The sequence below is a fragment of the Massilia solisilvae genome (genome assembly GCF_024753215.1).
Taxonomy (GTDB): Bacteria; Pseudomonadota; Gammaproteobacteria; order Burkholderiales; family Burkholderiaceae_D; genus Telluria; species Telluria solisilvae.
Genome location: NZ_JANUGV010000001.1, coordinates 614,495 through 635,932, shown reverse-complemented (window position 1 = coordinate 635,932; position 21,438 = coordinate 614,495). Strand labels below are relative to the sequence as shown.

Genomic DNA, 21,438 nt, shown 5'->3' with positions numbered 1-21,438 from the left:
AAAGAATGCGCCATTGTAGCGGATCGGGCACCACCTTCAGCGAAAGCAGTCATTGCCAGAAATGCAAAAAGAGGCGAAACTGATCCATGCCCGGTGGGCCCTTGCGCCGCACCGGACCATTTGACTTCAACCATCCGGACCAACACAACTACATGAAAAAACGCTCCATCATCGCCCTTGTCCTGGGCCTGGTCGCCAGCGCGTATGCCGGCGCCGCCACCGAATACGCCCCGCTGCTGCGTGCCAAAAAATTCATCGAAGCCGAAAAGCTGGCCAATGCCACGCTCGCGCGCGACCCCGCCAACCCCGACGCGATGCTGGCCAAGGTCAACGCCATCCTCGGTTCCAGCGGCGTCCTGCGCGTCGATGAGGCCGTGAAAGTGGGCGAACAATGCGTGGCGGCCCGGCCGCAGGCGGCGGCCTGTCATCTGGCGCTGGGCAACGCGCTGGGTACCAAGGCGGCCAACGCCAGCATGATGTCGGCGATCGGCTACGCCGGCACCGTACGCGACGCATTCAAGAAGGCGATCGAACTGGAGCCGCGCAACATCCAGGCGCGCTTCTCGCTGCTGGAGTACTACAACGCGGCGCCCGGCATCGTCGGCGGCGGCAAGGACAAGGCGCAGGACCTGGCCAAACAGACTGCCGCGGTCAGCGCGCCGGCCAGCCAATTGATGCTGGCCCAGATCGACATCGCCGACGGCCAGCTCGCCAAGGCCGAGTCCGTGCTGCTTGCGGTCCAGCCGGGCAACGACGACGTGGTGGCGGACCGGCAGCGCGACCTGCTGACCGCGTTGGGGCACAACTACCTGCAAAACAAGAAGTACGCCGACAGCGAGCGCATCTTCAACCTGGTGCAGAAGCGCTACCCGGACAGCGAGGCCGGGCTGTACGGCCTGGGCCGCCTGCAGCAGGAGCAAGGGCGCTACCGCGAGGCCATCGCCGCCTTCGAACAGGCGCTGGCGGTCACGGAGCTGTCCAGCACGCACTACCGCATTGCCCACGCGGCGCTGTCGATGGGTGACAAGGCGCGCGCGGCGTCCGAGTTCGACAAGGCGCTGGTGGCCCACACTGCCCTGCCGGTCAAGTTCCGTTCCGACGCGCAGGCCCAGCTCAAGGCCCTGCGCTGATTCAATCCAGCGGCGGCAGGCAACCATACAAGCGGCGTCCCTCATGGTCGTCCGCGCCGATGTGGTGCACGAGCAGCTTGCCGTCGTGCTGGCGCGCCAGGCAAAAGCGCGCCTCGTAGGCGCCGGCCACGCTGCCGCGCGCGGCGCGCGCCTCGATCCGCACCCGGTACACGCGCCCCCCCTCCAGCGCGACGGCGCTCGTCTGCGGCAGCGCCTGCACCCGGCCGCCGTACGGAATGCACATGCTGTACCGGACCGGGAAGGTGCGCTCGCGCGGCATCGCCATGCGCCACAGCACCGGCTTCTTTGCCAGCGGGTCGCTCACCACAATGCTGTCGAAATTGGGCGAGCCGAAGCGCCGCTCCTCACGCTCGGAGATCGTAAAGCACGGCTCGCCATTGGCGTGCGCGCGTACCTCCGCTTCGCCGGTGCGTGCCTGTGCCTCTGGCGTATGCACGGCAAGCAGCAGGAGGGGACAGGCGGCGAACGGGAATTTCATGCGGCAACCTTGGGAAGACGAATCAGGATCGACGTCTAGCGTAAGGTGTTGCCGCCCGGAAGTTATTGATTATTCGCAAGCTCATGCGGTCTGCGTAGCAGCCGCGCCGCAGTGCCGCGGTGGAGATTGGCCGGGCTGGCCGGGTCGCGCAGGAAATGCGCCAGCACGCGCTCGTACAGCGCCAGGCTGCCCGCGTATTCCGGCTGGCTCATCGCCTCGGGCTTGCGCAGGTGCTTGAGCACGAAGTAGTCGGCCAGCAGCTCGCCCTGCGCTTCCATGTTGTAGTCGGCAAGCGTGGCGCCCTCGCGTAGCGCATAGCGGTACGACAAGCCGATGCGCAGCGCGCCGCGCAGGCGCACCGGATAGCCCAGCTGGTGCTGCCAAACGTGCACCATCTCGTGCATGAACCAGTGCCTGGCCGGCAGGTCCGCCAGCGCGTAATCGGGCAGGTAGCAGGAATGGTGGAAGTAGATGCTGCCGTTGGGCGTCATGGCGCAGTTGCGCGGCTGCAGGCCGAACGGCAGATAGGGACGGTTGTGCACGCGCACCCGCGCGCAGTCGATGGCGTCGCCGAACAGCAGCGACACCATCGCGATTTCGCCAGGCGTCATGCCCCGCGCGCGGCGTTGCACGTTACGCGGCGCTCAGCGCGGCGGCGGCCCTGGCCAGGTCGGTGATCAGGCCCCAGTCGCCGGCCTTGATCGCATCCTTGGGCGTGAGCCACGAGCCGCCCACGCAGGCCACGTTCTTCAGCTTCAGGAACTGCGGCGCGGTGTCGATCGAGATGCCGCCGGTCGGGCAGAAGGTCACGTCCGGCAGCGGGCCGGCAATGGCGCTGAGCATGCCCACGCCGCCCGCCGGCACGGCCGGGAACAGCTTGAGCTGGCGGAAGCCCGCTTCGCGCGCGGCCATCACTTCGGACGGGGTCATCACGCCCGGCAGCAGCGGCAGGCCGCTCTTCTTTGCAGCCTCGATCAGCGCTGGAGTCAGGCCCGGCGACACGCCGAACACGGCGCCGGCGTCGCGCGCGGCCGCGAATTCCTCGGGCTGGGTCAGCGTGCCCACGCCGACGATCGCGCCTTCAACCTGGCTCATGGCGCGGATCGCGTCCAGGCCGTGCGCGGTGCGCAGGGTCACCTCGAGCACGCGGATGCCGCCCGCCACCAGCGCGCGCGCCAGCGGCACCGCGGTGGCAGGGTCGTCGATCGCGATCACCGGGATCACGGTCGCCGAACGCATGATGTCAAGCAGGTTCATGGTAGTCATTTGGAGGTCCTGAACAAAAAGTCTTCGTCTGAGCCGGGCATGATCTCGCCGCTGTCGGCCCCTTCATGCAGCGGCACGGTGGTGTCGATGGGCGACGGCAGCGGGAAGGTGCAGGCGCCCTGCTCGGCTTCGCTGACGGCCTGGCGGAACACGGTGAACAGTTCGCGCCCCATGCCGATGTGGCTGGAGCTCAGGTCGGCGCTGGCCTGCTTGCGCGCGGCCCACACGTCCTCCGGCACCAGCGCTTCGAGCGTGCCGGCCGTGGCATCGACGCGGATGATATCACCATCGCGCACCAGCCCCAGCGGGCCACCGGCGAGGATCTCGGGCGACACGTGGATCGCGGCCGGAACCTTGCCCGAGGCGCCCGACATGCGCCCGTCGGTGACCAGCGCCACGTGGTGGCCGGCGTCCTGCAGGTTCGACAGCGCGGGGGTGAGCGCGTGCAGCTCCGGCATGCCGTTGGCGCGCGGCCCCTGGAAGCGGATCACCGCCACGAAATCCTTGTTGAGGTGGCCGGCCTTGTAGGCGTGCATGAAAGCGTCCTGCGAATCGAAGGTCAGCGCCGGCGCTTCGACCACGTGGTACTCGGGCTTGACGGCCGAGATCTTCATCACCGCGCGGCCCAGGTTGCCCTGCACCAGCACCAGGCCGCCGTTGGCCTGGAACGGGTTCGAGGCCGGGCGCAGCACGCTCTCGTCGCCGCTGTGGGCGGGCAGGTCGCGCCACACCACCTTGCCGTCTTCGCCCAGGAACGGCTCCTTGCAGTGGGCGCGCAGGCCGTGGCCGAGCACCGTGTTCACGTCCTCGTGCGCCAGGCCCGCGTCCAGCAGCTCGCGGATCACGAAGCCGGGGCCGCCCGCGGCCTGGAAGTGGTTCACGTCGGCGTCGCCGTTGGGGTAGATGCGGGTCAGGAGCGGCACCACCTTCGACAGCGCGTCGAAGTCGTCCCAATCGATCACGATGCCGGCAGCGCGCGCGATCGCCACCAGGTGCAGCGTGTGGTTGGTCGAGCCGCCGGTCGCGTGCAGCGCGACGATGGCGTTGACGATGCTCTTCTCGTCCACCACCTGCCCCACCGGCATGTAGTGGCCGCCCTGCTGCGAGATCTTCACCGCCTGCTGCGCGGCGGCCGCGGTGAGCGCATCGCGCAGCGGCGTGCCCGGCGTGATGAAGGCGGCGCCCGGCAGGTGCAGGCCCATCATCTCCATCAGCATCTGGTTGCTGTTGGCGGTGCCGTAGAAGGTGCAGGTGCCCGAGCCGTGGTACGACTGCGACTCGCACTCGAGCAGCTCCTCGCGCGTGGCCTTGCCCTGCGCGTAGCGCTGGCGAACCGCAGCCTTTTCCTTGTTCGACAGGCCGGTTGTCATCGGCCCGCCCGGCACGAACACGGCCGGGATGTGCCCGAAGTGCAGCGCGCCGATCAACAGGCCCGGCACGATCTTGTCGCAGATGCCCAGGTACAGGGCCGCGTCGAACATGTTGTGCGACAGCGCCACCGCGCTTGCCATCGCGATGGTGTCGCGCGAGAACAGCGACAGCTCCATGCCCGGCTGGCCCTGCGTGACGCCGTCGCACATGGCCGGCACGCCGCCCGCGAACTGGGCCACGGCGCCGATCTCGCGCACCGCTTCCTTGATCAGGCGCGGGAAGTATTCGAACGGCTGGTGCGCCGACAGCATGTCGTTGTACGACGAGACGATGGCCACCGACGGCTGCTTCTGCTCGCGCAGCTTGAGCTTGTCGTTGGCCGGGAACGCGGCAAAGCCGTGGGCCAGGTTGGTGCACGACAGCGCACCGCGCTGCACGCCCTTCACGCGCGCCGCCTCCAGATGCGCCAGATAAGCACGCCGCGATGCGCGGCTGCGCTGGATGATACGCTGGGTGACCTGTTCGACTACGGGGTGCAGCGCCATGATGGATTCCTTGAGTGTGGGGTTACTGAAATTTTACTACACTTTTTTGCGGATATGGATTTTCAAACGCCCGGTGGACGCGTGGGCAGGAGACCTGCCCACCCTACCGCCAAGCCGCTGCCGGCGCTGCTAGCGGCGGGGGCGTAGCGCGGCCGCGTAGGGTGGGCAGCTGTGCTGCCCACGCGTTCAGCCAGCGCGTGCTGGCCGTTGTCGCCAGGCGGTTGCCAACAAAGTGTAGTGAATTTACGCGCAATTCCTGTATGATTCGCTAATCTGCACTTGATGACAACATATTTTGCCAACGCCATGTCCGAGCCTTCCCTGACCAGCAGCGCCAGCTTCCAGGCCCTCGAAACCCACGCCATTGAAGCTGAAGACTGGCAGATGCGCAGCCTGTTCGCTGCCGATCCGCAGCGCTTCGAACGCATGTCGCTGGAGGCGGCCGGCCTGTTCCTAGACTATTCAAAAAATCGCCTTGACGGGCGCACGCTTGAACTGCTGGCCGCGCTGGCGCGCGAGCGCGGCGTGGAGCAGCGCCGCGACGCCATGTTCGCCGGCGAGAAGATCAACAACACCGAACACCGCGCCGTGCTGCACACCGCCCTGCGCGCGCCGCGCGAGGCCAAACTGGTCGTCGACGGCCAGGACGTGATCGCCGACGTGCACGCGGTGCTCGACCGGATCAAGGCCTTCACCAATGCCGTGCGTAGCGGCGAGTGGCTCGGCCACACCGGCAAGCCGATCACCGACGTGGTCAACATCGGCATCGGTGGCTCGGACCTGGGGCCGAAAATGGCGTGCCTGGCGCTGCGCCCGTTTGCCCATCCGCGCCTGGCCATGCACTTCGTCTCCAACGTGGACGGGCATGACATCGAGGCCGCGCTCGAACGGCTGGACCCGGAGACCACGCTGTTCATCGTCGCGTCCAAGACCTTCACCACTGCCGAGACCATGATGAACGCGCAGACCGCGCGCCGCTGGTTCGTCGAGCGGGCGCCGGAGAGCGCGCTGCCGCGCCACTTCGTCGCCGTCTCGACCAATACCGAGGCCGTGAAGGACTTCGGCATCGACCCGGCCAACATGTTCCCGTTCTGGGACTGGGTCGGCGGGCGCTACTCGGTGTGGTCGGCGATCGGCCTGCCGGTCGCGCTGTGCGTGGGCTTTGGTTACTTCAGCGACTTTCTCGCCGGCGCGCACGCAATGGACGAGCACTTCCGCAGCGCGCCAATCGAGCAGAACATGCCGGTGCTGCTTGGCTTGATCGGTTTTTGGAACCGCCAGTTCCTCGGCTGCCCGTCGGTCACCATCGCGCCCTACCATCAGGACCTGGCGCGCTTTCCGGCCTACCTGCAGCAGCTCGAGATGGAGAGCAATGGCAAGCGCGTCACGCGCGACGGCGCGCCGGTGGACACGCCGACCTGCCCGGCGATCTGGGGCGAGCCCGGCACCAACGGCCAGCACGCCTACTTCCAGATGCTGCACCAGGGGACGGACGTGACGCCGATCGACTTCATCGCCGCGCTCTCCCCGTCGCACGAACTGCGCCATCACCACACTGCCCTGCTGGCCAACTGCTTTGCGCAATCGGAAGCGTTCATGAAGGGGAAGACGCCGGACGAGGTGCGCCGCGACCTGCAAGGCCTGCCGCTGGCCGAGATCGAGCGGCTGGTGCCGCACAAGACCTTTCCCGGCAACCGGCCCAGCAACACGATCCTGATGGAGTACCTGAACCCGGCCTCGCTCGGCGCGCTGATCGCGCTGTACGAGCACAAGACCTTTGTGCAGGGGGTGCTGTGGGACGTGAACAGTTTCGACCAGTGGGGCGTCGAACTGGGCAAGGTGCTGGCCAAGAAGATCGAGGCCGAGCTGGCGGGCGAACCGCAGCCGGCGCTGCACGACAGCTCGACCAACGGCCTGATCGCGCGCGCCCGCGCCGCCATCTGAGGGGGGCGCGCATGGACGATATCCGCGTCGCGTTCGACCAGCCGATGCAGGTCGGCGAATGCCCGCTGTGGCACCACGGCGAGCACCGGCTGTACTGGGTCGATATCGACGGCTTTGCAGTGCACCGGCTCGATCCGGCCAGCGGCGCGCACGTCTCATGGAAGATGGACAGCGAGCCCTCGGCGCTTGCGATCCATGAGCGCGGCGGGCTGGTCGTCGCGCTGCGTGCGGGCCTGGTCCACCTGGATACCGTGAGCGGCGCGGTCACGCCGATGGCACAGGCGCCCTACGAGACGGCGAAGATGCGCTTTAACGACGGCCGTGTCGATCCCGCGGGCCGGTTCTGGATCGGCGGGCGCGACGAACAAGGCGAGGCCGCCGCGATGTACGTGCTCGAACGTGGCCGCTTGCGCCAGCAGTGGCCCGGCACGATGAAGAACTCGAACGGGCTGGGCTTTTCGCCCGATGGCCGCCACATGTACCACGCCGACACCGCCACGCACCGCATCGATCGCTACGATTTCGATCCGGCCACAGGCATCGCGTCCAACAAGCAGGTTTTCCACCAGTTCGCGACCAACAAGGGCGCGCCGGACTACGGCGGCCGCCCGGACGGGGCGGCCGTGGACAGCGAAGGCAACTACTGGTGCGCCATGTTCGAAGGCGCCCGCGTACTGTGCTTTGCCCCCAACGGCAAGCTGCTGCGCGAAGTGAACCTGCCGCTGCGCTGCCCGACCATGATCGCCTTCGGCGGCGATGACCTGAAGACGCTGTACGTCACCAGCGCCAGCCACCATCGGCCGGCCGAAGAACGTGCGCAGTACCCGCTGACCGGCCGCCTGCTCGCGCTGCGGGTGGACGTTCCCGGCAAGGCTGAACCGGCCTACCTGCCCTGATGGTCACGCCTTCGGCGCGAAACTGTAGGTGTTGTGATACTGCGTATCGTTGCCGAAGCCTTTCGCCGTGCCCTGCTCGTCGCGCTTGAGCACCACCAGGCGGTTGGCCACCACGCTGAACACGAAGTCCTCCCTGGCCTGCTGCTCGAACGACAGGAACACCATCACCTTGGCGCGGCGCTTGTGGGTGATGGTGGCCGCCAGCGGCACGTTGTCCGCGCCCAGCCAGACCTGCGCGATGTGGGTGCTCTCCTTCATCTTGATCTGCTCTTCGTCCGGGCCGCGCTCCACCAGCGACAGCTCCAGCAGCCGCACCGGCTTGCCCTGGTAGGTATCGGCCCGCTCCGACTTGAACTGCGCGCCGTCGAGCGCGCGCACGAAGGCAGGCGCGTAATTGACCAGGTTGGCGATACGCAGCGCGGACGATGTGCCGACCAGCGTGGACAGCGCTTCGTTGCGCCTGGCGCCGTTTGGCGGGCTGGCCTCGTCGGCGGCGCGCTTGAGCGTGGCGCGGTCCCATCGTATCTGCAGGGTGCCCGCATCCTCTTCCACTTGGGCCGAGGCGTGCGCGCTTTGCGGCGGCTTCTTGCCGTCGAGGTCGCGCTCGGACTGCTTCGCTTCGAACGTGCCGCGCAGCGTTCCCTGCCCCTGCAAGGTCGACAGCCCGGAGCGCAGATCGTCCAGCCCGTTCGCCCAGGCGGCATTGGCAAGCAACAGTGCGAGCAGCGCGGCATACCTCATCGGAATTCCCTTCGAGAATGTTGGTAGATCAGGCGCGCCAACTATACCGGACGCGACGATGGAGAATTGATGAGTTTGTAATGGATTGTTTCGGACATATGCACGGCCTGGCTCAATGTCGCGCGCTGTGGGCGCCGCGCTGGCGGTGCTACACTGGCCCGATCATTTGGGACCGACATGGCTATTACTACCATCACTTTTGAAATCGACGAAAAGCTCAAGCAGCAATTCGTCGCGCTCGCGCGCGAGCGACACTGCAGCGCCGAGGAACTGCTGCCACACCTGGTTCGGGATTTCGTCGAAAGCGACAGTGATCCTGAATATAACGCGTGGTTTCAGCGGCAAGTACAGGCCGGACTGGACTCGCTCGCGGCAGGTGAAGGTATTCCCGGCGAAGAAGTGGAAGCTGAATTTAAGGCTCTACGCGACGAGATGGAACGAAGACAGGGTGGCACCCGATAATCGTGCGCGTCATCTGGTCACCGGAGGCGAAGGGGGACCGACGCGCCATCTTTCAATTTATTGCCGCAAACAACCACAGCGCCGCGATCGCGTTCGATCATGAGATTGCGAGAGCCGCAACACTGGTTTCAACTTTTCCTCACATCGGGCGCGCTGGGCGCATGGCAGGGACACACGAACACGTTGTCGCGCGCCACTACTTGCTGATCTACACGCTTTCCGGCGGTGCAATCCGGATCGTCCGCGTGCTTCACACGTCCCAACAGTGGCCTTGATCGCGCTTCGCGCGACCTCTGGCAAATCAATATGGCACCATAGCCATTCAGGCTCGCGCCCGCCGTAGTAAATTTTCTTGCAAACTCCACATTTGCGTAGTAAATTTACATCCATGCGACCACTCCCACTTTGCGATCGACTACCCATGGCTCTCAACGATTTCGACCTCGTTCTGTTCGGCGGCAGCGGCGACCTTGCAATGCGCAAGCTGCTGCCCGCGATGTACGCGCGCGACTACTGCAAGGACCTGCCGGAGACGGCCCGCATCATCTGCGTGGGCCGCGCCGAATGGTCGCAGGAGCAGTTCCTGCAAACGGTGGAAACGAGCTCGAAGCCGCACATCAAGGAAACCCCGACCGACGAGCACTGGGAGCGCTTCCTGCAGCGCCTGGTGTACGTGTCGGTGAACGCGACCGACGTAGCCAGCTATGGCGCCCTGGTTGAGGCGCTGCGCCGCGACCCGGCGATCACGCGCGTGTACTACCTGGCAACCCCGCCCTCGCTGTTCGCCCAGATCTGCGACAACCTGAAGGCGACCGGGCTGGCCACGCCGAACTCGCGCGTGGTGCTGGAAAAGCCGCTCGGGCGCGACCTCGCGTCGGCCAAGCGCATCAACGCCGAAGTGGGCAAGGTCTTTGCCGAGCAACAGATCTACCGGATCGACCACTATCTGGGCAAGGAAACGGTGCAGAACCTGTTGGCCCTGCGCTTCGGGAACATCCTGTTCGAGCCGCTGTGGCGCCGCGAATGGATCAGCGACGTGCAGATCACCATCGCCGAGAAGATCGGCGTGGGCAACCGCCTGGGCTACTACGACACCTCGGGCGCGCTGCGCGACATGCTGCAGAACCACCTGCTGCAGCTGCTGTGTATCGTCGCCATGGAGCCGCCGACCTCGATCTCGCCGGACGCGGTGCGCGACTCCAAGCTGCAGGTGCTGCGCTCGCTCAAGCGCTTCACCCCGACCACGCTGGCGCAGAACATCGTGCGCGGCCAGTACCGCGCCGGCTACGTCGATGGCAAGCCGGTGCCGGGCTACCGCGAGGAGCCGGACGCGCCCAAGCATTCCAGGACCGAGACCTTCGTCGCCCTCAAGGCCGAAATCGACACCTGGCGCTGGGCCGGCGTGCCGTTCTACCTGCGCACCGGCAAGCGCATGGCCGACCGCCTGGCAGAGATCGTGGTGCGCTTCAAGCAGATCCCGCATTCGATCTTCCACCAGCCCACGTCCACCTTCCAGCCCAACAGCCTGGTGATTCGCCTGCAGCCGGACGAAGGCCTGTCGCTGAACCTGATGGCCAAGACGCCGGGCGACAGCATGCGCCTGAAGCAGGCCGAGCTCGAGCTGGACTTCCGCGAGCAGTTCAAGGCCCCGCGCATGGAAGCCTACGAGCGCCTGCTGCTGGACGTGCTGCGCGGCCAGCTCACGCTGTTCATGCGCGGCGACGAACTGGAAGCGGCATGGGAATGGGTCGAGCCGATCCTCAACCACTGGGAACAGGACGACAATTCGCCCCTGCCCTATGCCTCCGGCACCTGGGGTCCGGCCGCGTCGTCGGCACTGATCGGGCGCGACGGGCTGCAGTGGCGCGAAGAAGCGCTGCCGGAAGACTAAGGGCGAGGAACAGATCGTGCTGCTCGATTCAATCCGCACCCAGCTCGACTCGCTGTCGCGCTCCGAACGCAAGGTGGCGCTGGCGGTGCTGGACAATCCAGCGGCCACCGTCAGCCAGAACATCACCGCGCTGGCCAAGAGCGCACAGGTGTCCGAGCCGACCGTGGTGCGCTTTTGCCGCACCCTCGGCTACGAAGGCTGGCACGAGTTCAAACTCAAGCTGGCGCAGGGGCTCGCGCTCGCGCTGCCCGGCGCCACCGACCAGCCGGCGCAGGACGACCTGGCCTCCGATCTCGTCAACAAGATCTGCAGCCGTTCGATCAACACCCTGCTCGACCTGCGCAACAACCTGAACCCCGAGACCATCCAGAAAGCGCTCGACATCCTTTCGCGCGCCAACAAGATCGAGTTCTACGGCCAGGGCACCTCGGGCTTTGTCGCGGCCGATGCGCAGCACAAGTTCTTCCGCTCGGGCGTGCCGACGGTGGCCTACACCGACCCCGCGATCCACTCGATCGCCGCGGCGCTGGTGCACGAGGGCGACGCGGTGGTGGCGATTTCGCAGCGCGGCAACAACCCGGCGCTGGTGCGCTCGGCCAAGCTGGCGCGCCGCGCGGGCGCGGACGTGATCGTGCTGGCGCCCTCGGGCACGCCGCTGGCGGACATGGCCACGGTACTCATCCCGATCGACCTCGTGTTTGCGATCGACCCCTACACGCCGATCTCGGCGCGCCTTGCTTACCTGGTCGTGATCGACGTGCTGGCCGTGGGCCTGGCCCTGCAGCGCGGCCCGGAATTTCGCAAGAAGATGCAGAACGCCCAGAAGGCGCTGCAGGAATTCGACATGCAGTTCGATTCCTTCATCGGATAGCCCGCCACCTCTGCATGCGCGGGTGCAGTCCTGAGCCGGCGGCTAGATCATTTCCAGCGGCACCTTGCGGCGCGGCGGCGGAAACGCCCGGTCAAGCGCTTGCAGGTCGATCGGGGACAGGCGCAGGTCGAGCGCCGCGCGCGCCTGCCTGACGTGGCGCGGCGTGCCGGCCTTCGGTATCGCGATCACCTGTTCGTCGCGCAAAACCCAGGCAAGGGCGATCTGGGCCGGCGTGGTCGAATATTCGTCCGCGAGCCGCAGCACCTCTGCCTGGCCCAACAGCACGCCTTGCTCCAGCGGAGAATACGCCATCACCGGCATCGCGTGCTGCCTGCTCCACGGCAGCAGGTCGAACTCGATCCCGCGCCGCATCAGGTTGTAGAGCACCTGGTTGGTCTGGACCTTGCGCCCGCCCGGCAAGGCAAGCAGTTCCTCCATGTCGCCGGTATCGAAATTGCTCACGCCCCAGTAGCGGATCTTGCCGTCGCTGGCCAGGCGCTCCAGCGCATCGACGGTCTCGGCCAAAGGCACGCCCCCGCGCCAATGCAGCAGGTACAGGTCGATGTAGTCGGTCGCCATGCGCTTGAGGCTCGCTTCGCATGCCGCGATCGTCCCCTTGGCCGAGGCATGGTGCGGAAGCACCTTGCTGACGATGAACGCTTGCCGCCGGCGTCCTGCGAGCGCCTCCCCAACCAGCTCCTCGGCGGCGCCGTCGCCGTACATCTCGGCGGTATCGATCAGGCTCATCCCGTTGTCGAGTGCGCAGACCAGGGCTTCAAGCTCGTGGCGGCGCCTTTCGGGCTGCTCGCCCATGCGCCAGGTGCCGATGCCTAGCACCGGCACCTCCACGCCTGCGGGAAGTTTCGTGGTACGCATATCTGCTCCTTTACTCATCGGGTGGCCTGCCCCGCCAAGCCGACGCCTGCGTGATAAAGTTGATGCTTTATTGACCATCCAGCGTAGCACATGCGCCGTTACCTTTCCTCGAGCAGGTACATCGACTTCGACAACCCGGAAGTGCTGTCGGTTGCCCGTCGCCTGAAGGCGTCTGCCGGCTCTGAATCCGACCTCGTGCGCGCGTGCTTCGAGTTCGTTCGGGACGAGATCGAGCACAGCGTCGATTTCAAACGCAATCCCGTGACCTGCAAGGCGTCCGATGTGTTGCGGTTCCGGACCGGCTACTGCTATGCAAAAAGCCATTTGCTCGCGGCTTTGCTCAGGGCGAACGGCGTTCCGACAGGCCTGTGCTACCAGCGCCTGTCGACGGGAGACAGCGGCGCGCCGTACTGCCTGCATGGCCTGAATGCCGTCTACCTCAAGGATGAAGGCTGGTACCGGCTCGACGCGCGCGGCAACAAGCCCGGCGTGGATGCCCGGTTTACGCCTCCGCGCGAGGCCCTCGCCTTTTCGATCAGCGAGCCGCACGAACGGGACCTGCCCGAAATCTGGGCCGAGCCGCTTCCGGTCGTGGTCGAGGTTCTCGAGCGCTACGACACCTTTGACCAGGTGCTCGCCAATCTGCCGGACGTCGAGCTTGCGGAGCTGCCTGTAAAATAGCGTGTTTTACAAGCGCTCGTCCGATATCCGAACATGCACATCTCCCCAGAACGCAGCACCCGCCCCGATTACGACCTGCTGGTACGCCAGGTCACCAGCGTCCTTGAAGGTGAGACCTCGCTGGTCGCCAACGCCTCGCAGTTTTCCGCGCTCGTCTACGACACCCTGGCGGACCTGAACTGGGCCGGCTTCTACCTGACCGTCCCGGGCAAGAACGGCCGCGAGCAGGACCTGCTGGTCGGCCCGTTCCAGGGCAAGCCGGCGTGCGCCCGCATCCCGTTCGGGCGCGGCGTGTGCGGCACCGCGGCGGCCGAGCGGCGCACCATCGTCGTGGCGGACGTGCATGCCTTCCCCGGCCACATCGCCTGCGATTCCGCATCCAACGCCGAGATCGTGATCCCCCTGGTCAAGAACGGCAAGGTGATCGGTGTGTTCGACATCGACAGCCCGACCCTGAACCGCTTTACCGAGGAAGACCGCGCCGGCCTGGAAGCGATGCTGAAGGCCTTCCTCGACGCGACCGATTGCTGATCCGACCATCCCTAACAGACCACGCACATGAACCAGCTCGAACAACTGAAGCAGTACACCACCGTCGTCGCCGACACTGGCGACTTCCAGTCGATCAAGGCCTATGCGCCGCAGGATGCGACCACCAACCCGTCGCTGATCCTGAAGGCCGTGCAAAAGCCGGAGTACCGCCCGCTGCTCGAAAAAACCATCGCCGACTTCCCGAAAGCCTCGACCGGCGAGATCATCGACCGCCTGCTGATCGCGTTCGGCACCGAGATCCTCAAGTACGTGCCGGGCCGGGTCTCGACCGAAATCGACGCCGCCCTGTCCTTCGATACGGAAGCGACGGTCGCCAAGGGCCGCGAGCTGATCGCGCTGTATGAAGAAGCGGGCATCGACCGCAAGCGCGTCCTGATCAAGATCGCATCGACGTGGGAAGGCATCCGCGCGGCCGAGATCCTGGAGCGCGAAGGCATCCGCTGCAACCTGACGCTGCTGTTCTCGCTGTGCCAGGCGATCGCCTGTGCCCAGGCCAATGTGCAGCTGATCTCGCCGTTCGTCGGCCGCATCTACGACTGGTACAAGAAGTCGACCGGCATCGACTACCAGGGCGCGGACGACCCGGGCGTGCAGTCGGTCAAGCGGATCTACCAGTACTACCGCAAGTTCGGCTACAAGACCGAAGTGATGGGCGCGAGCTTCCGCAACACCTCGCAGATCCTGGAACTGGCCGGCTGCGACCTGCTGACCATTTCGCCTGACCTGCTGCAAAAGCTGGCCGATGCGAGCGGCGCGGTCGAGCGCAAGCTGAGCCCGGACGCGGGCGCGGCGATCGAAAAGATCGCCATGGACGAAAAGACCTTCCGCTTCATGCTCAACGAAGACGCGATGGCCACCGAAAAGCTGGCCGAAGGCATCCGCGCGTTCTGCGCCGACTCGGGCAAGCTCAAGCAGATGATCGAATCGATGCGCTGATCGAACGCGTGGGCGGGGGACCCGCCCACCCTACATTAAGCAGCGTAGGGTGGGCAGGTTTCCTGCCCACGCGTCCAGCTGACGCCTGCAGGCCTGAAGCTCAACGCCGCAAGCCGTTAATCTGCGCATCCACCGCCTGCGTGCCCACCTCGACCAAATCGAACGCCTGCTCGAACAGCCAGCTGCGGATCAAGCCCTCCGCCAGCGACCACATGGTCAGCGCCACGGCGCGCGGCACCACACCCTCGCGCAACTCGCCGCGCTCGGCCGCGCACTTGATGCGCTCTTCCGAACGCTCCATCCACGTCTGCAGGCACTGGTGCCGGCGAACGCGCGCCGCCTCCAGCTCGCCGACGAATTCCATCTTCAGCGCCGCGATCTCGAACACGCGCCGGGCGCGCTCATCCTGCACCGTCTTGCGCAGGCCGGCCAGCATGTACTCGCGCAAATCGCGCAGCGGGTCTTCGGTGTCCAGCTGGACCAGAGCCGACTCGAGCGGCATGATCACGCGCTCCAGCATCGCGTTGAACAGGGCCACTTTGTCGTCGAAGTGCCAGTATATGGCCCCGCGCGTCACGCCGGCGGCCGTTGCGATATGCTGCAAGGTCGTGCGCGACACGCCATGTTCCGCAAACAACTGCTCTGCAGCATCCAAAATGCGGTCACGGGTGGCCGCCGCCTCTTCCTTGGTCTTGCGGGCCATGCCTACTCCGCGGTTTTTGGTGGGTTGAAAACATTAAACATACATCCGTGATAGTATCTCCAAAATTTCGTAAAAGCCAGTGACGACGCCGTAGCGGAGCAAGGATCGTTCCGCCGGGGTGGTTTTGTTGCTGATGTCCACAAAGAAGAGAAGGAAGCACAAGGAATGCGTTCTGCAAACTCCTCCCACCTGTCCCTGACCCGGGTTGCCGTGAGCACCCTGGCGGCGCTGACCCTGCTGTCGGCCTGCGGCCAGAAAGAAGCGGCGCCCGGCGCCCCCGGCGGCAAGATGCCGGCGCCCGAAGTCGGCGTCATCACCACCAAGTTCCAGCCGGTCGCGCTGCAGACTGAACTGCCGGCGCGCGTGGACGCGTTCCGCGTGGCCCAGGTGCGCGCGCGCGTGAACGGCGTGGTGCTCAAGCGCCTGTTTACCGAGGGCAGCGAAGTCAAGCAGGGCCAGTCGCTGTTCCAGATCGACCCGCAGCCGTACGAGGCGCAAGTCAACTCGGCCAAGGCCGCGCTGGGCAAGGCGGAGGCCGCGCTGGCGTCGGCCACCGCCCAGGCCGAACGCTACAAGCCGCTGGTGGCCGCCGAGGCCGTGAGCAAGCAGGAGTACACCAACGCCGTGGCCGCCCAAAAGCAGGCCGAGTCGGACGTGAACTCGGCCAAGGCGGCGCTGCGCATCGCCCAGATCAATTATGACTATGCCAACGTCTATGCGCCGATCGCCGGCCGCATCGGCCGCGCCATGGTCACCGAGGGCGCGCTGGTATCCGCCACCGAGGCAACCCAGCTGGCCACCATCCAGCAGCTGGACAAGGTGTACCTGAACATCACCCAGTCCGCTTCCGAGCTGCAGCGCCTGCGCCGCCAGGCCGGCGAGAAGAACGTCTCGTCCGGCATGCCGGTGACCGTGGTGCTGGATGACGGCAGCACGCTGCCGCGCCAGGGCCGCCTGCTGTTCTCGGACGTCACCGTGGACCAGGGCACCGGCCAGCTGACCCTGCGCGCCGAAATGCCGAACCCGGACCGCTCGCTGCTGCCGGGCCAGTATGTGCGCGTGCGCGTGGCCCAGGCCGAGCTGCCCAACGGCATCCTGGTGCCGCAGCAAGCCGTCACCCGCGGCGGCGCCCAGGGCGACAGCCTGATGGTGATCGGCGCCGACAACAAGCCGGCCCCGCGCGTGGTCAAAATCGCGTCCCAGCAGGGCAGCGACTGGGTCGTCACCGACGGCCTGAAGGCCGGCGAGCAGGTGATGGTCGATGGCTTCCAGAAAATCGCGATGCTGCCCCCCGGCACGCCGGTCAAGCCGGTGCCGTGGACGCCGGCGGCCGAAGGCGCCGCCGCCAAGGCGTCAAGCCCGGCCGCCAGCCGCTAATCGCAGCAAACGGATAGAAACAGGATTTTCCAATGGCACGTTTTTTTATTGACCGCCCCATCTTTGCCTGGGTGATCGCCCTGTTCATCATGGTGCTGGGCGGCGTCGCGATCAAGCAATTGCCGATCGCTCAATACCCGACCGTGGCGCCGCCGACCATCGTGGTCTCGGTGGCCTACCCGGGCGCTTCGGCTCAGACCCTCGAGGACTCGGTGATTTCCGTCATCGAGCGCGAGATGAACGGCTCGCCCGGCATGGTGTACATGGAATCGACCAGCCAGGCCAACGGCACCGGCTCGATCACCATCAGCTTCGAGACCGGCACCAACCCCGACCTGGCCCAGGTGGACGTCCAGAACCGCCTGTCGCGCGCCACCCCGCGCCTGCCGCAGGCCGTGGTCCAGCAGGGCGTGCGCGTGGACAAGGCGCGCTCCAACTTCCTGCTGTTTACCATCCTCTCGTCGGACGACCCCAACTGGGACCCGATCGCGCTCGGCGACTATGCCTCGCGCAACGTGCTGCCTGAAATCCAGCGTATCGACGGCGTCGGCCAGGCCCAGCTGTTTGGTACCGAGAAGGCGATGCGGATCTGGATCGACCCGGCCAAGCTGGTCGGCTTCAATCTGTCGCCCAACGACGTGAACAACGCGATCCGCCAGCAGAACGCCCAGGTCGCATCCGGCACCATCGGCGACCTGCCGCTGGCCGCCGGGCAGCAGATCACGGCCACCGTGGTGGTCACCGGCCAGTTGTCGACCATCGAGCAGTTCGGCAACATCGTGCTGCGCGCCAACCCGGACGGCTCGACCGTGCGGCTCAAGGACGTGGCCCGCATCGAGATCGGCGGCCAGAGCTACGCCACCAGCGCGCGCCTGAACGGGCGCTCGTCCACCGGCATCGGCGTGCAGCTGTCGCCGACCGGTAACGCGCTCCAGACCGGCAACCTGATCAAGGCCCGCATGCAGGAGCTGTCCAAGTACTTCCCGAAAGGCATGAAGTACTCGATTCCTTACGACAGCACGAAGTTCATCGACATCTCGATCAAGCAAGTGGTGGAAACCCTGGTCGAGGCCGTGTTCCTGGTGTTCCTCGTGATGTACCTGTTCCTGCAGAACATCCGCTACACCCTGATTCCGACCATCGTGGTGCCGGTCGCGCTGCTCGGCTCGTTCGCGACCCTGCTCGCGCTCGGCTTCTCGATCAACGTGCTGACCATGTTCGGCATGGTGCTGGTGATCGGTATCGTGGTGGACGACGCCATCGTGGTGGTCGAGAACGTCGAGCGCATCATGAGCGAGGAAGGCTTGCCGCCGCTGCTGGCCACGCGCAAGGCGATGAGCCAGATTTCGGGCGCCATCATCGGCGTGACCGTGGTGCTGATCTCCGTGTTCGTGCCGCTGGCGTTCTTCGCCGGCGCGGTCGGCAACATCTATCGCCAGTTCTCGGCGGTGATGGTGTCCTCGATCGCCTTCTCGGCCTTCATGGCGCTGTCGCTCACGCCGGCGCTGTGCGCGCACCTGCTCAAACCCGTGGAAGCGGGCCACCACATCGAAAAGCGCGGCTTCTTCGGCTGGTTCAACCGCAGCTTTGCGCGCGGCGCCCGCGACTATGAAAGCCTGGTCGCGCGCATCCTGCGCCGCACCGGCCGCGCCATGGTGGTGTTCGGCGTCGTTGCCGCCGTGGTCGCGCTGATCTTCACCCGCATGCCCAACTCGTTCCTGCCGAACGAGGACCAGGGCTACATCATCGCCAACATCCAGCTGCCGCCGGGCGCCACCGCGGAGCGTACCCGCGCCGTGCTGAACCAGGCCGAGGACTTCATCCTCAAGCAGCCGGAGGTGTCGGACATGGTGGCCGTGACCGGCTTCTCGTTCTCCGGCCAGGGCCAGAACATGGGCCTGGGCTTCATCATCCTGAAACCGTGGGACGAGCGCAAAGGCGCAGGCCACAGTGCGCAAGACCTGGCCGGCCGCATCACCGGCCGCCTGATGGGCCTGCGCGACGCGTTCATCTTCGCGATCAGCCCGCCGCCGATTCCCGAACTGGGCCGCGGCGCCGGCTTCTCGTTCCGCCTGCAGGACCGCGGCGGCGCCGGCCACAACGCCCTGCTCGCCGCGCGCAATCAGCTGCTGGGCATGGCGATGAAGAGCCCGGTGCTGACCGGCATCCGTCCGGAAGGCCTGGAAGACGCACCGCAGCTGTCGCTCGATATCGACCGCGACAAGGCGCAGGCGCTGGGCGTGACCTTTGACGCGATCAACACCGCGATCTCGACCACGCTGGGGTCAAGCTACATCAACGACTTCCCGAACGCCGGCCGCCTGCAGCGGGTGGTGGTGCAGGCCGACGCGCCGTCGCGCATGCAGCCGGGAGACCTGTTGAAGATCAACGCGCTCAACACCAAGGGCCAGCCGGTGCCGCTGTCGGCATTCGCGACCACGCACTGGGTTACCGGCCCGATGCAGACCGTGCGCTACAACGGCTACCCGGCCATGAGCATCACCGGCGAACCGGCCCCGGGCCACTCGTCGGGCGAGGCGCTGGCCGAGATGGAGCGCCTGGCGGGCCAGCTGCCGGCCGGCTTTGCGTTCGAATGGACCGGCCAGTCGCGCGAGGAGATCCTCGCCGGCTCGACCGTGTTCGTGCTGATCGGCTTCTCGCTGCTGGCCGTGTTCCTGGCCTTGGCCGCGCTGTATGAAAGCTGGTCGATCCCGGTGGCGGTGCTGCTGGTAGTGCCGCTGGGCGTGCTCGGCGCGCTGCTGGCGGCCACCATGCGCGGGCTGCCCAACGACGTGTACTTCAAGGTGGGCCTGATCACGATCATCGGCCTGGGCGCAAAGAACGCGGTGCTGATCATCGAGTTCGCCAAAGACCTGCAGGCGCAGGGCATGTCGGTGGTGGAAGCGGCGATCAAGGCCTGCCACCTGCGCTTCCGCCCGATCCTGATGACGTCGATGGCCTTCATCCTGGGCGTGCTGCCGCTGGTGATCGCCGGCGGTGCGGGCGCGGCCTCGCAACGCGCGATCGGCACCGGCGTGATGGGCGGCATGCTGGCCGCCACCGCGCTCGGCGTGTTCTTCGTGCCGGTGTTCTTCGTCGTGATCCGCAGCATTTTCAAGGGCAGCGAGCGCCAGCGCAAAATGTATGCGCACGAGCAGGAAGCCGCGGCCCAAATCGAGGAAAAAATATGATTGGAAAAATCAAGCTCTTCGCCACGCCGCTGGCCCTGGCCATGGCGCTTGCCGGCTGCGTGAACCTGGCGCCCAAGTATGAGCGCCCGGCGGCGCCCGTGGCCGGCAGCTTCCCGACCGTGGGCGGCACCAACGCCAGCGGCAACCCGGTGGCGGCCCAGGCGCCTGCCACGATCGCCTGGCAGCAGTTCTTTACCGACCCGCGCCTGCAGCAGCTGATCAACATCGCGCTGACCAACAACCGCGACCTGCGCATCTCGATCGCCAACATCGAACAGGTACGCGCGCAGTACCAGATCACGCGCTCGCAGCAGTTCCCGGCGCTGTCGGCCGCCTTCAACGGCAACCGCCAGAGCACCCAGGTCAACGGCGTTGACACGATCACGAGCGTGTACCAGGCCGGCATCGGCGTGTCCGCCTTCGAGCTCGACCTGTTCGGGCGCGTGCGCAACCTGTCGCAGGCGGCGCTGGCGCAGTTCCTGGCCACCGAGGAAGCGCGCAAGTCGGCGCAGATCAGCCTGATCGCCTCGGTCGCCAACGCCTACCTGCTGGCCCTGGCCGACGACGAGCAGCTCGCCCTCACCCGCGACACGCTCAAGACGCGCGAAGAGTCGCTGCGCCTGATCCGCCTGCGCTTCGAGAACGGCGTGGCCTCGCGCATCGACCTGGACTCGGCGCAGTCGCTGGTGGACAACGCCCGCTTCGTGCTGCAGCAACAGCTGCGCCAGCGCGCGCAGGACGACAACCTGCTCACGCTCCTGATCGGCCAGCCGATCCCGGGCGCGCTGCCGGCTGGTAGCACGCTGGCCGCGACCAACCTGCCCGACCTGCCGGCCGGCCTGCCGTCGGACCTGCTGGCCGAGCGCCCGGACATCCGCGCCGCCGAGCAGCAGCTGATCGCCGCCAACGCCAACATCGGCGCGGCGCGCGCGGCCTACTTCCCGCGCATCGCCCTGACCGCGAACGGCGGCAGCGCCAGCACGCAGTTGTCGAACCTGTTCTCCAGCGGCTCGTATGGCTGGCAGTTCCAGCAGAACATCACGATGCCGATCTTCGACTTCGGCCGTACCCGTGCCGGCGTCGAATCGGCCAAGGCCGGGCGCGACATCGCGGTGGCGCAGTACGAGCGCTCGATCCAGACCGCGTTCCGCGAGGTGTCCGACGCGCTGGCCGGCCAGGCCACGTTCGCCGAGCAGCTGCGCGCCGCGCGCAGCTCGGCCGACACCGAGGCAAACCGCTTCAGCCTGGTCAACCAGCGCTACCGCACCGGCACCGCCAGCTACCTCGACCTGCTGGACGCCCAGCGTTCGCTGTTCCAGGCCCAGTTGACGGCAGTGCAGGCCAACCTGGCGCGGCTGCAGAACCAGGTCACGCTGTACCGCGTGCTCGGTGGCGGCTGGAGCGGGACGGCGACGCCGGGGGCATAAGCCTGCCGCATCCGCAACCAAGGGTTCCCGCGCAAGCCGGAACCCTTTTTTCTTTTTTGGCGCGAATGTAGGGTGGGCG

General features: G+C 66.5%; 20 protein-coding genes. 13 read left to right on the top strand and 7 right to left on the bottom strand.

The window, feature by feature from the left end; genetic code table 11:
• The first annotated feature begins 152 nt into the window (after positions 1 to 152).
• Positions 153 to 1,130: a tetratricopeptide repeat protein gene (locus tag NX773_RS02805; RefSeq protein WP_258854861.1), complete on the top strand. Its 978-nt coding sequence runs from the start codon at positions 153 to 155 to the stop codon at positions 1,128 to 1,130.
• A gap of 1 nt (position 1,131) precedes the next feature.
• Here NX773_RS02805 and NX773_RS02800 read toward each other — a convergent pair whose 3' ends face one another.
• The 4 genes from NX773_RS02800 to edd form a co-directional block, all read right to left on the bottom strand.
• The gene (locus NX773_RS02800) at positions 1,132 to 1,629 is read right to left on the bottom strand and encodes a hypothetical protein (protein ID WP_258854860.1); all 498 of its coding nucleotides are present in this window, start codon (positions 1,627 to 1,629) and stop codon (positions 1,132 to 1,134) included.
• 62 nt (positions 1,630 to 1,691) lie between these two features.
• Positions 1,692 to 2,240 (bottom strand): Rhs element Vgr protein, encoded by a 549-nt coding sequence (locus NX773_RS02795; protein ID WP_258854859.1) that lies wholly within the window; start codon positions 2,238 to 2,240, stop codon positions 1,692 to 1,694.
• 22 nt (positions 2,241 to 2,262) lie between these two features.
• Positions 2,263 to 2,886: a bifunctional 4-hydroxy-2-oxoglutarate aldolase/2-dehydro-3-deoxy-phosphogluconate aldolase gene (eda, locus tag NX773_RS02790; RefSeq protein WP_258855832.1), complete on the bottom strand. Its 624-nt coding sequence runs from the start codon at positions 2,884 to 2,886 to the stop codon at positions 2,263 to 2,265.
• A 5-nt stretch (positions 2,887 to 2,891) separates the two neighbouring features.
• Positions 2,892 to 4,811 (bottom strand): phosphogluconate dehydratase, encoded by a 1,920-nt coding sequence (edd, locus tag NX773_RS02785; RefSeq protein ID WP_258854858.1) that lies wholly within the window; start codon positions 4,809 to 4,811, stop codon positions 2,892 to 2,894.
• A 306-nt stretch (positions 4,812 to 5,117) separates the two neighbouring features.
• Here edd and pgi point away from each other — a divergent pair, with 306 nt between their 5' ends.
• Positions 5,118 to 6,755: a glucose-6-phosphate isomerase gene (pgi, locus tag NX773_RS02780; RefSeq protein ID WP_258854857.1), complete on the top strand. Its 1,638-nt coding sequence runs from the start codon at positions 5,118 to 5,120 to the stop codon at positions 6,753 to 6,755.
• 11 nt (positions 6,756 to 6,766) lie between these two features.
• On the top strand, positions 6,767 to 7,651 hold the full coding sequence (locus NX773_RS02775) for an SMP-30/gluconolactonase/LRE family protein (RefSeq protein ID WP_258854856.1): 885 nt from the start codon (positions 6,767 to 6,769) through the stop codon (positions 7,649 to 7,651).
• A gap of 3 nt (positions 7,652 to 7,654) precedes the next feature.
• Here NX773_RS02775 and NX773_RS02770 read toward each other — a convergent pair whose 3' ends face one another.
• Positions 7,655 to 8,392, bottom strand: coding sequence for a hypothetical protein (locus NX773_RS02770; RefSeq protein WP_258854855.1), 738 nt, complete (start codon positions 8,390 to 8,392; stop codon positions 7,655 to 7,657).
• A gap of 177 nt (positions 8,393 to 8,569) precedes the next feature.
• Between NX773_RS02770 and NX773_RS02765 the strand changes: the two genes are divergently transcribed.
• The 4 genes from NX773_RS02765 (at position 8,570) to NX773_RS02755 (ending at position 11,616) form a co-directional block, all read left to right on the top strand.
• Positions 8,570 to 8,854, top strand: coding sequence for a CopG family ribbon-helix-helix protein (locus tag NX773_RS02765; RefSeq protein ID WP_258854854.1), 285 nt, complete (start codon positions 8,570 to 8,572; stop codon positions 8,852 to 8,854).
• 2 nt (positions 8,855 to 8,856) lie between these two features.
• Positions 8,857 to 9,129, top strand: a complete 273-nt coding sequence (locus NX773_RS23600; protein ID WP_370662209.1) for a type II toxin-antitoxin system RelE/ParE family toxin — start codon at positions 8,857 to 8,859, stop codon at positions 9,127 to 9,129.
• Positions 9,130 to 9,275: 146 nt separating this feature from the next.
• The gene (gene zwf / locus NX773_RS02760; protein WP_258854853.1) at positions 9,276 to 10,745 is read left to right on the top strand and encodes a glucose-6-phosphate dehydrogenase; all 1,470 of its coding nucleotides are present in this window, start codon (positions 9,276 to 9,278) and stop codon (positions 10,743 to 10,745) included.
• A gap of 16 nt (positions 10,746 to 10,761) precedes the next feature.
• Positions 10,762 to 11,616 (top strand): SIS domain-containing protein, encoded by an 855-nt coding sequence (locus NX773_RS02755; protein WP_258821115.1) that lies wholly within the window; start codon positions 10,762 to 10,764, stop codon positions 11,614 to 11,616.
• A gap of 42 nt (positions 11,617 to 11,658) precedes the next feature.
• On the opposite strand, the gene NX773_RS02750 is transcribed toward NX773_RS02755, so the two are convergent.
• A complete protein-coding gene (locus tag NX773_RS02750) occupies positions 11,659 to 12,492 on the bottom strand; it encodes an aldo/keto reductase (protein WP_258854852.1) in 834 nt (277 codons plus the stop codon).
• 90 nt (positions 12,493 to 12,582) lie between these two features.
• Between NX773_RS02750 and NX773_RS02745 the strand changes: the two genes are divergently transcribed.
• Genes NX773_RS02745 through tal form a run of 3 tightly spaced genes read left to right on the top strand, consistent with a single transcriptional unit; the run spans position 12,583 to position 14,661 of the window.
• The gene (locus tag NX773_RS02745; protein ID WP_258854851.1) at positions 12,583 to 13,173 is read left to right on the top strand and encodes a transglutaminase-like domain-containing protein; all 591 of its coding nucleotides are present in this window, start codon (positions 12,583 to 12,585) and stop codon (positions 13,171 to 13,173) included.
• A gap of 33 nt (positions 13,174 to 13,206) precedes the next feature.
• Positions 13,207 to 13,704 (top strand): free L-methionine (R)-S-oxide reductase MsrC, encoded by a 498-nt coding sequence (gene msrC, locus NX773_RS02740; protein ID WP_258854850.1) that lies wholly within the window; start codon positions 13,207 to 13,209, stop codon positions 13,702 to 13,704.
• 27 nt (positions 13,705 to 13,731) lie between these two features.
• Positions 13,732 to 14,661: a transaldolase gene (tal, locus tag NX773_RS02735; RefSeq protein WP_258854849.1), complete on the top strand. Its 930-nt coding sequence runs from the start codon at positions 13,732 to 13,734 to the stop codon at positions 14,659 to 14,661.
• A 100-nt stretch (positions 14,662 to 14,761) separates the two neighbouring features.
• Here tal and NX773_RS02730 read toward each other — a convergent pair whose 3' ends face one another.
• Positions 14,762 to 15,364, bottom strand: a complete 603-nt coding sequence (locus NX773_RS02730; protein WP_258821120.1) for a TetR family transcriptional regulator — start codon at positions 15,362 to 15,364, stop codon at positions 14,762 to 14,764.
• A 165-nt stretch (positions 15,365 to 15,529) separates the two neighbouring features.
• On the opposite strand from NX773_RS02730, the gene NX773_RS02725 reads away from it, so the two are divergent.
• The 3 genes from NX773_RS02725 to NX773_RS02715 are packed head-to-tail and all read left to right on the top strand — an operon-like array spanning position 15,530 to position 21,359.
• Positions 15,530 to 16,741, top strand: coding sequence for an efflux RND transporter periplasmic adaptor subunit (locus NX773_RS02725; RefSeq protein ID WP_258854848.1), 1,212 nt, complete (start codon positions 15,530 to 15,532; stop codon positions 16,739 to 16,741).
• Positions 16,742 to 16,773: 32 nt separating this feature from the next.
• The gene (locus NX773_RS02720; RefSeq protein WP_258854847.1) at positions 16,774 to 19,932 is read left to right on the top strand and encodes an efflux RND transporter permease subunit; all 3,159 of its coding nucleotides are present in this window, start codon (positions 16,774 to 16,776) and stop codon (positions 19,930 to 19,932) included.
• The gene (locus NX773_RS02715; protein WP_258854846.1) at positions 19,929 to 21,359 is read left to right on the top strand and encodes an efflux transporter outer membrane subunit; all 1,431 of its coding nucleotides are present in this window, start codon (positions 19,929 to 19,931) and stop codon (positions 21,357 to 21,359) included. Before NX773_RS02720 ends, NX773_RS02715 begins: the two co-directional genes overlap by 4 nt.
• Positions 21,360 to 21,438 lie beyond the last annotated feature (79 nt).

Coding starts and splice junctions, on each gene's coding strand:
- NX773_RS02805 (WP_258854861.1), top strand. CDS start 153: ATGAAAAAACGCTCCATCATCGCCCTTGTCCTGGGCCTGGTCGCCAGC.
- NX773_RS02800 (WP_258854860.1), bottom strand. CDS start 1,629: ATGAAATTCCCGTTCGCCGCCTGTCCCCTCCTGCTGCTTGCCGTGCAT.
- NX773_RS02795 (WP_258854859.1), bottom strand. CDS start 2,240: ATGACGCCTGGCGAAATCGCGATGGTGTCGCTGCTGTTCGGCGACGCC.
- eda (WP_258855832.1), bottom strand. CDS start 2,886: ATGAACCTGCTTGACATCATGCGTTCGGCGACCGTGATCCCGGTGATC.
- edd (WP_258854858.1), bottom strand. CDS start 4,811: ATGGCGCTGCACCCCGTAGTCGAACAGGTCACCCAGCGTATCATCCAG.
- pgi (WP_258854857.1), top strand. CDS start 5,118: ATGTCCGAGCCTTCCCTGACCAGCAGCGCCAGCTTCCAGGCCCTCGAA.
- NX773_RS02775 (WP_258854856.1), top strand. CDS start 6,767: ATGGACGATATCCGCGTCGCGTTCGACCAGCCGATGCAGGTCGGCGAA.
- NX773_RS02770 (WP_258854855.1), bottom strand. CDS start 8,392: ATGAGGTATGCCGCGCTGCTCGCACTGTTGCTTGCCAATGCCGCCTGG.
- NX773_RS02765 (WP_258854854.1), top strand. CDS start 8,570: ATGGCTATTACTACCATCACTTTTGAAATCGACGAAAAGCTCAAGCAG.
- zwf (WP_258854853.1), top strand. CDS start 9,276: ATGGCTCTCAACGATTTCGACCTCGTTCTGTTCGGCGGCAGCGGCGAC.
- NX773_RS02750 (WP_258854852.1), bottom strand. CDS start 12,492: ATGCGTACCACGAAACTTCCCGCAGGCGTGGAGGTGCCGGTGCTAGGC.
- NX773_RS02745 (WP_258854851.1), top strand. CDS start 12,583: ATGCGCCGTTACCTTTCCTCGAGCAGGTACATCGACTTCGACAACCCG.
- msrC (WP_258854850.1), top strand. CDS start 13,207: ATGCACATCTCCCCAGAACGCAGCACCCGCCCCGATTACGACCTGCTG.
- tal (WP_258854849.1), top strand. CDS start 13,732: ATGAACCAGCTCGAACAACTGAAGCAGTACACCACCGTCGTCGCCGAC.
- NX773_RS02730 (WP_258821120.1), bottom strand. CDS start 15,364: ATGGCCCGCAAGACCAAGGAAGAGGCGGCGGCCACCCGTGACCGCATT.
- NX773_RS02725 (WP_258854848.1), top strand. CDS start 15,530: ATGCGTTCTGCAAACTCCTCCCACCTGTCCCTGACCCGGGTTGCCGTG.
- NX773_RS02720 (WP_258854847.1), top strand. CDS start 16,774: ATGGCACGTTTTTTTATTGACCGCCCCATCTTTGCCTGGGTGATCGCC.
- NX773_RS02715 (WP_258854846.1), top strand. CDS start 19,929: ATGATTGGAAAAATCAAGCTCTTCGCCACGCCGCTGGCCCTGGCCATG.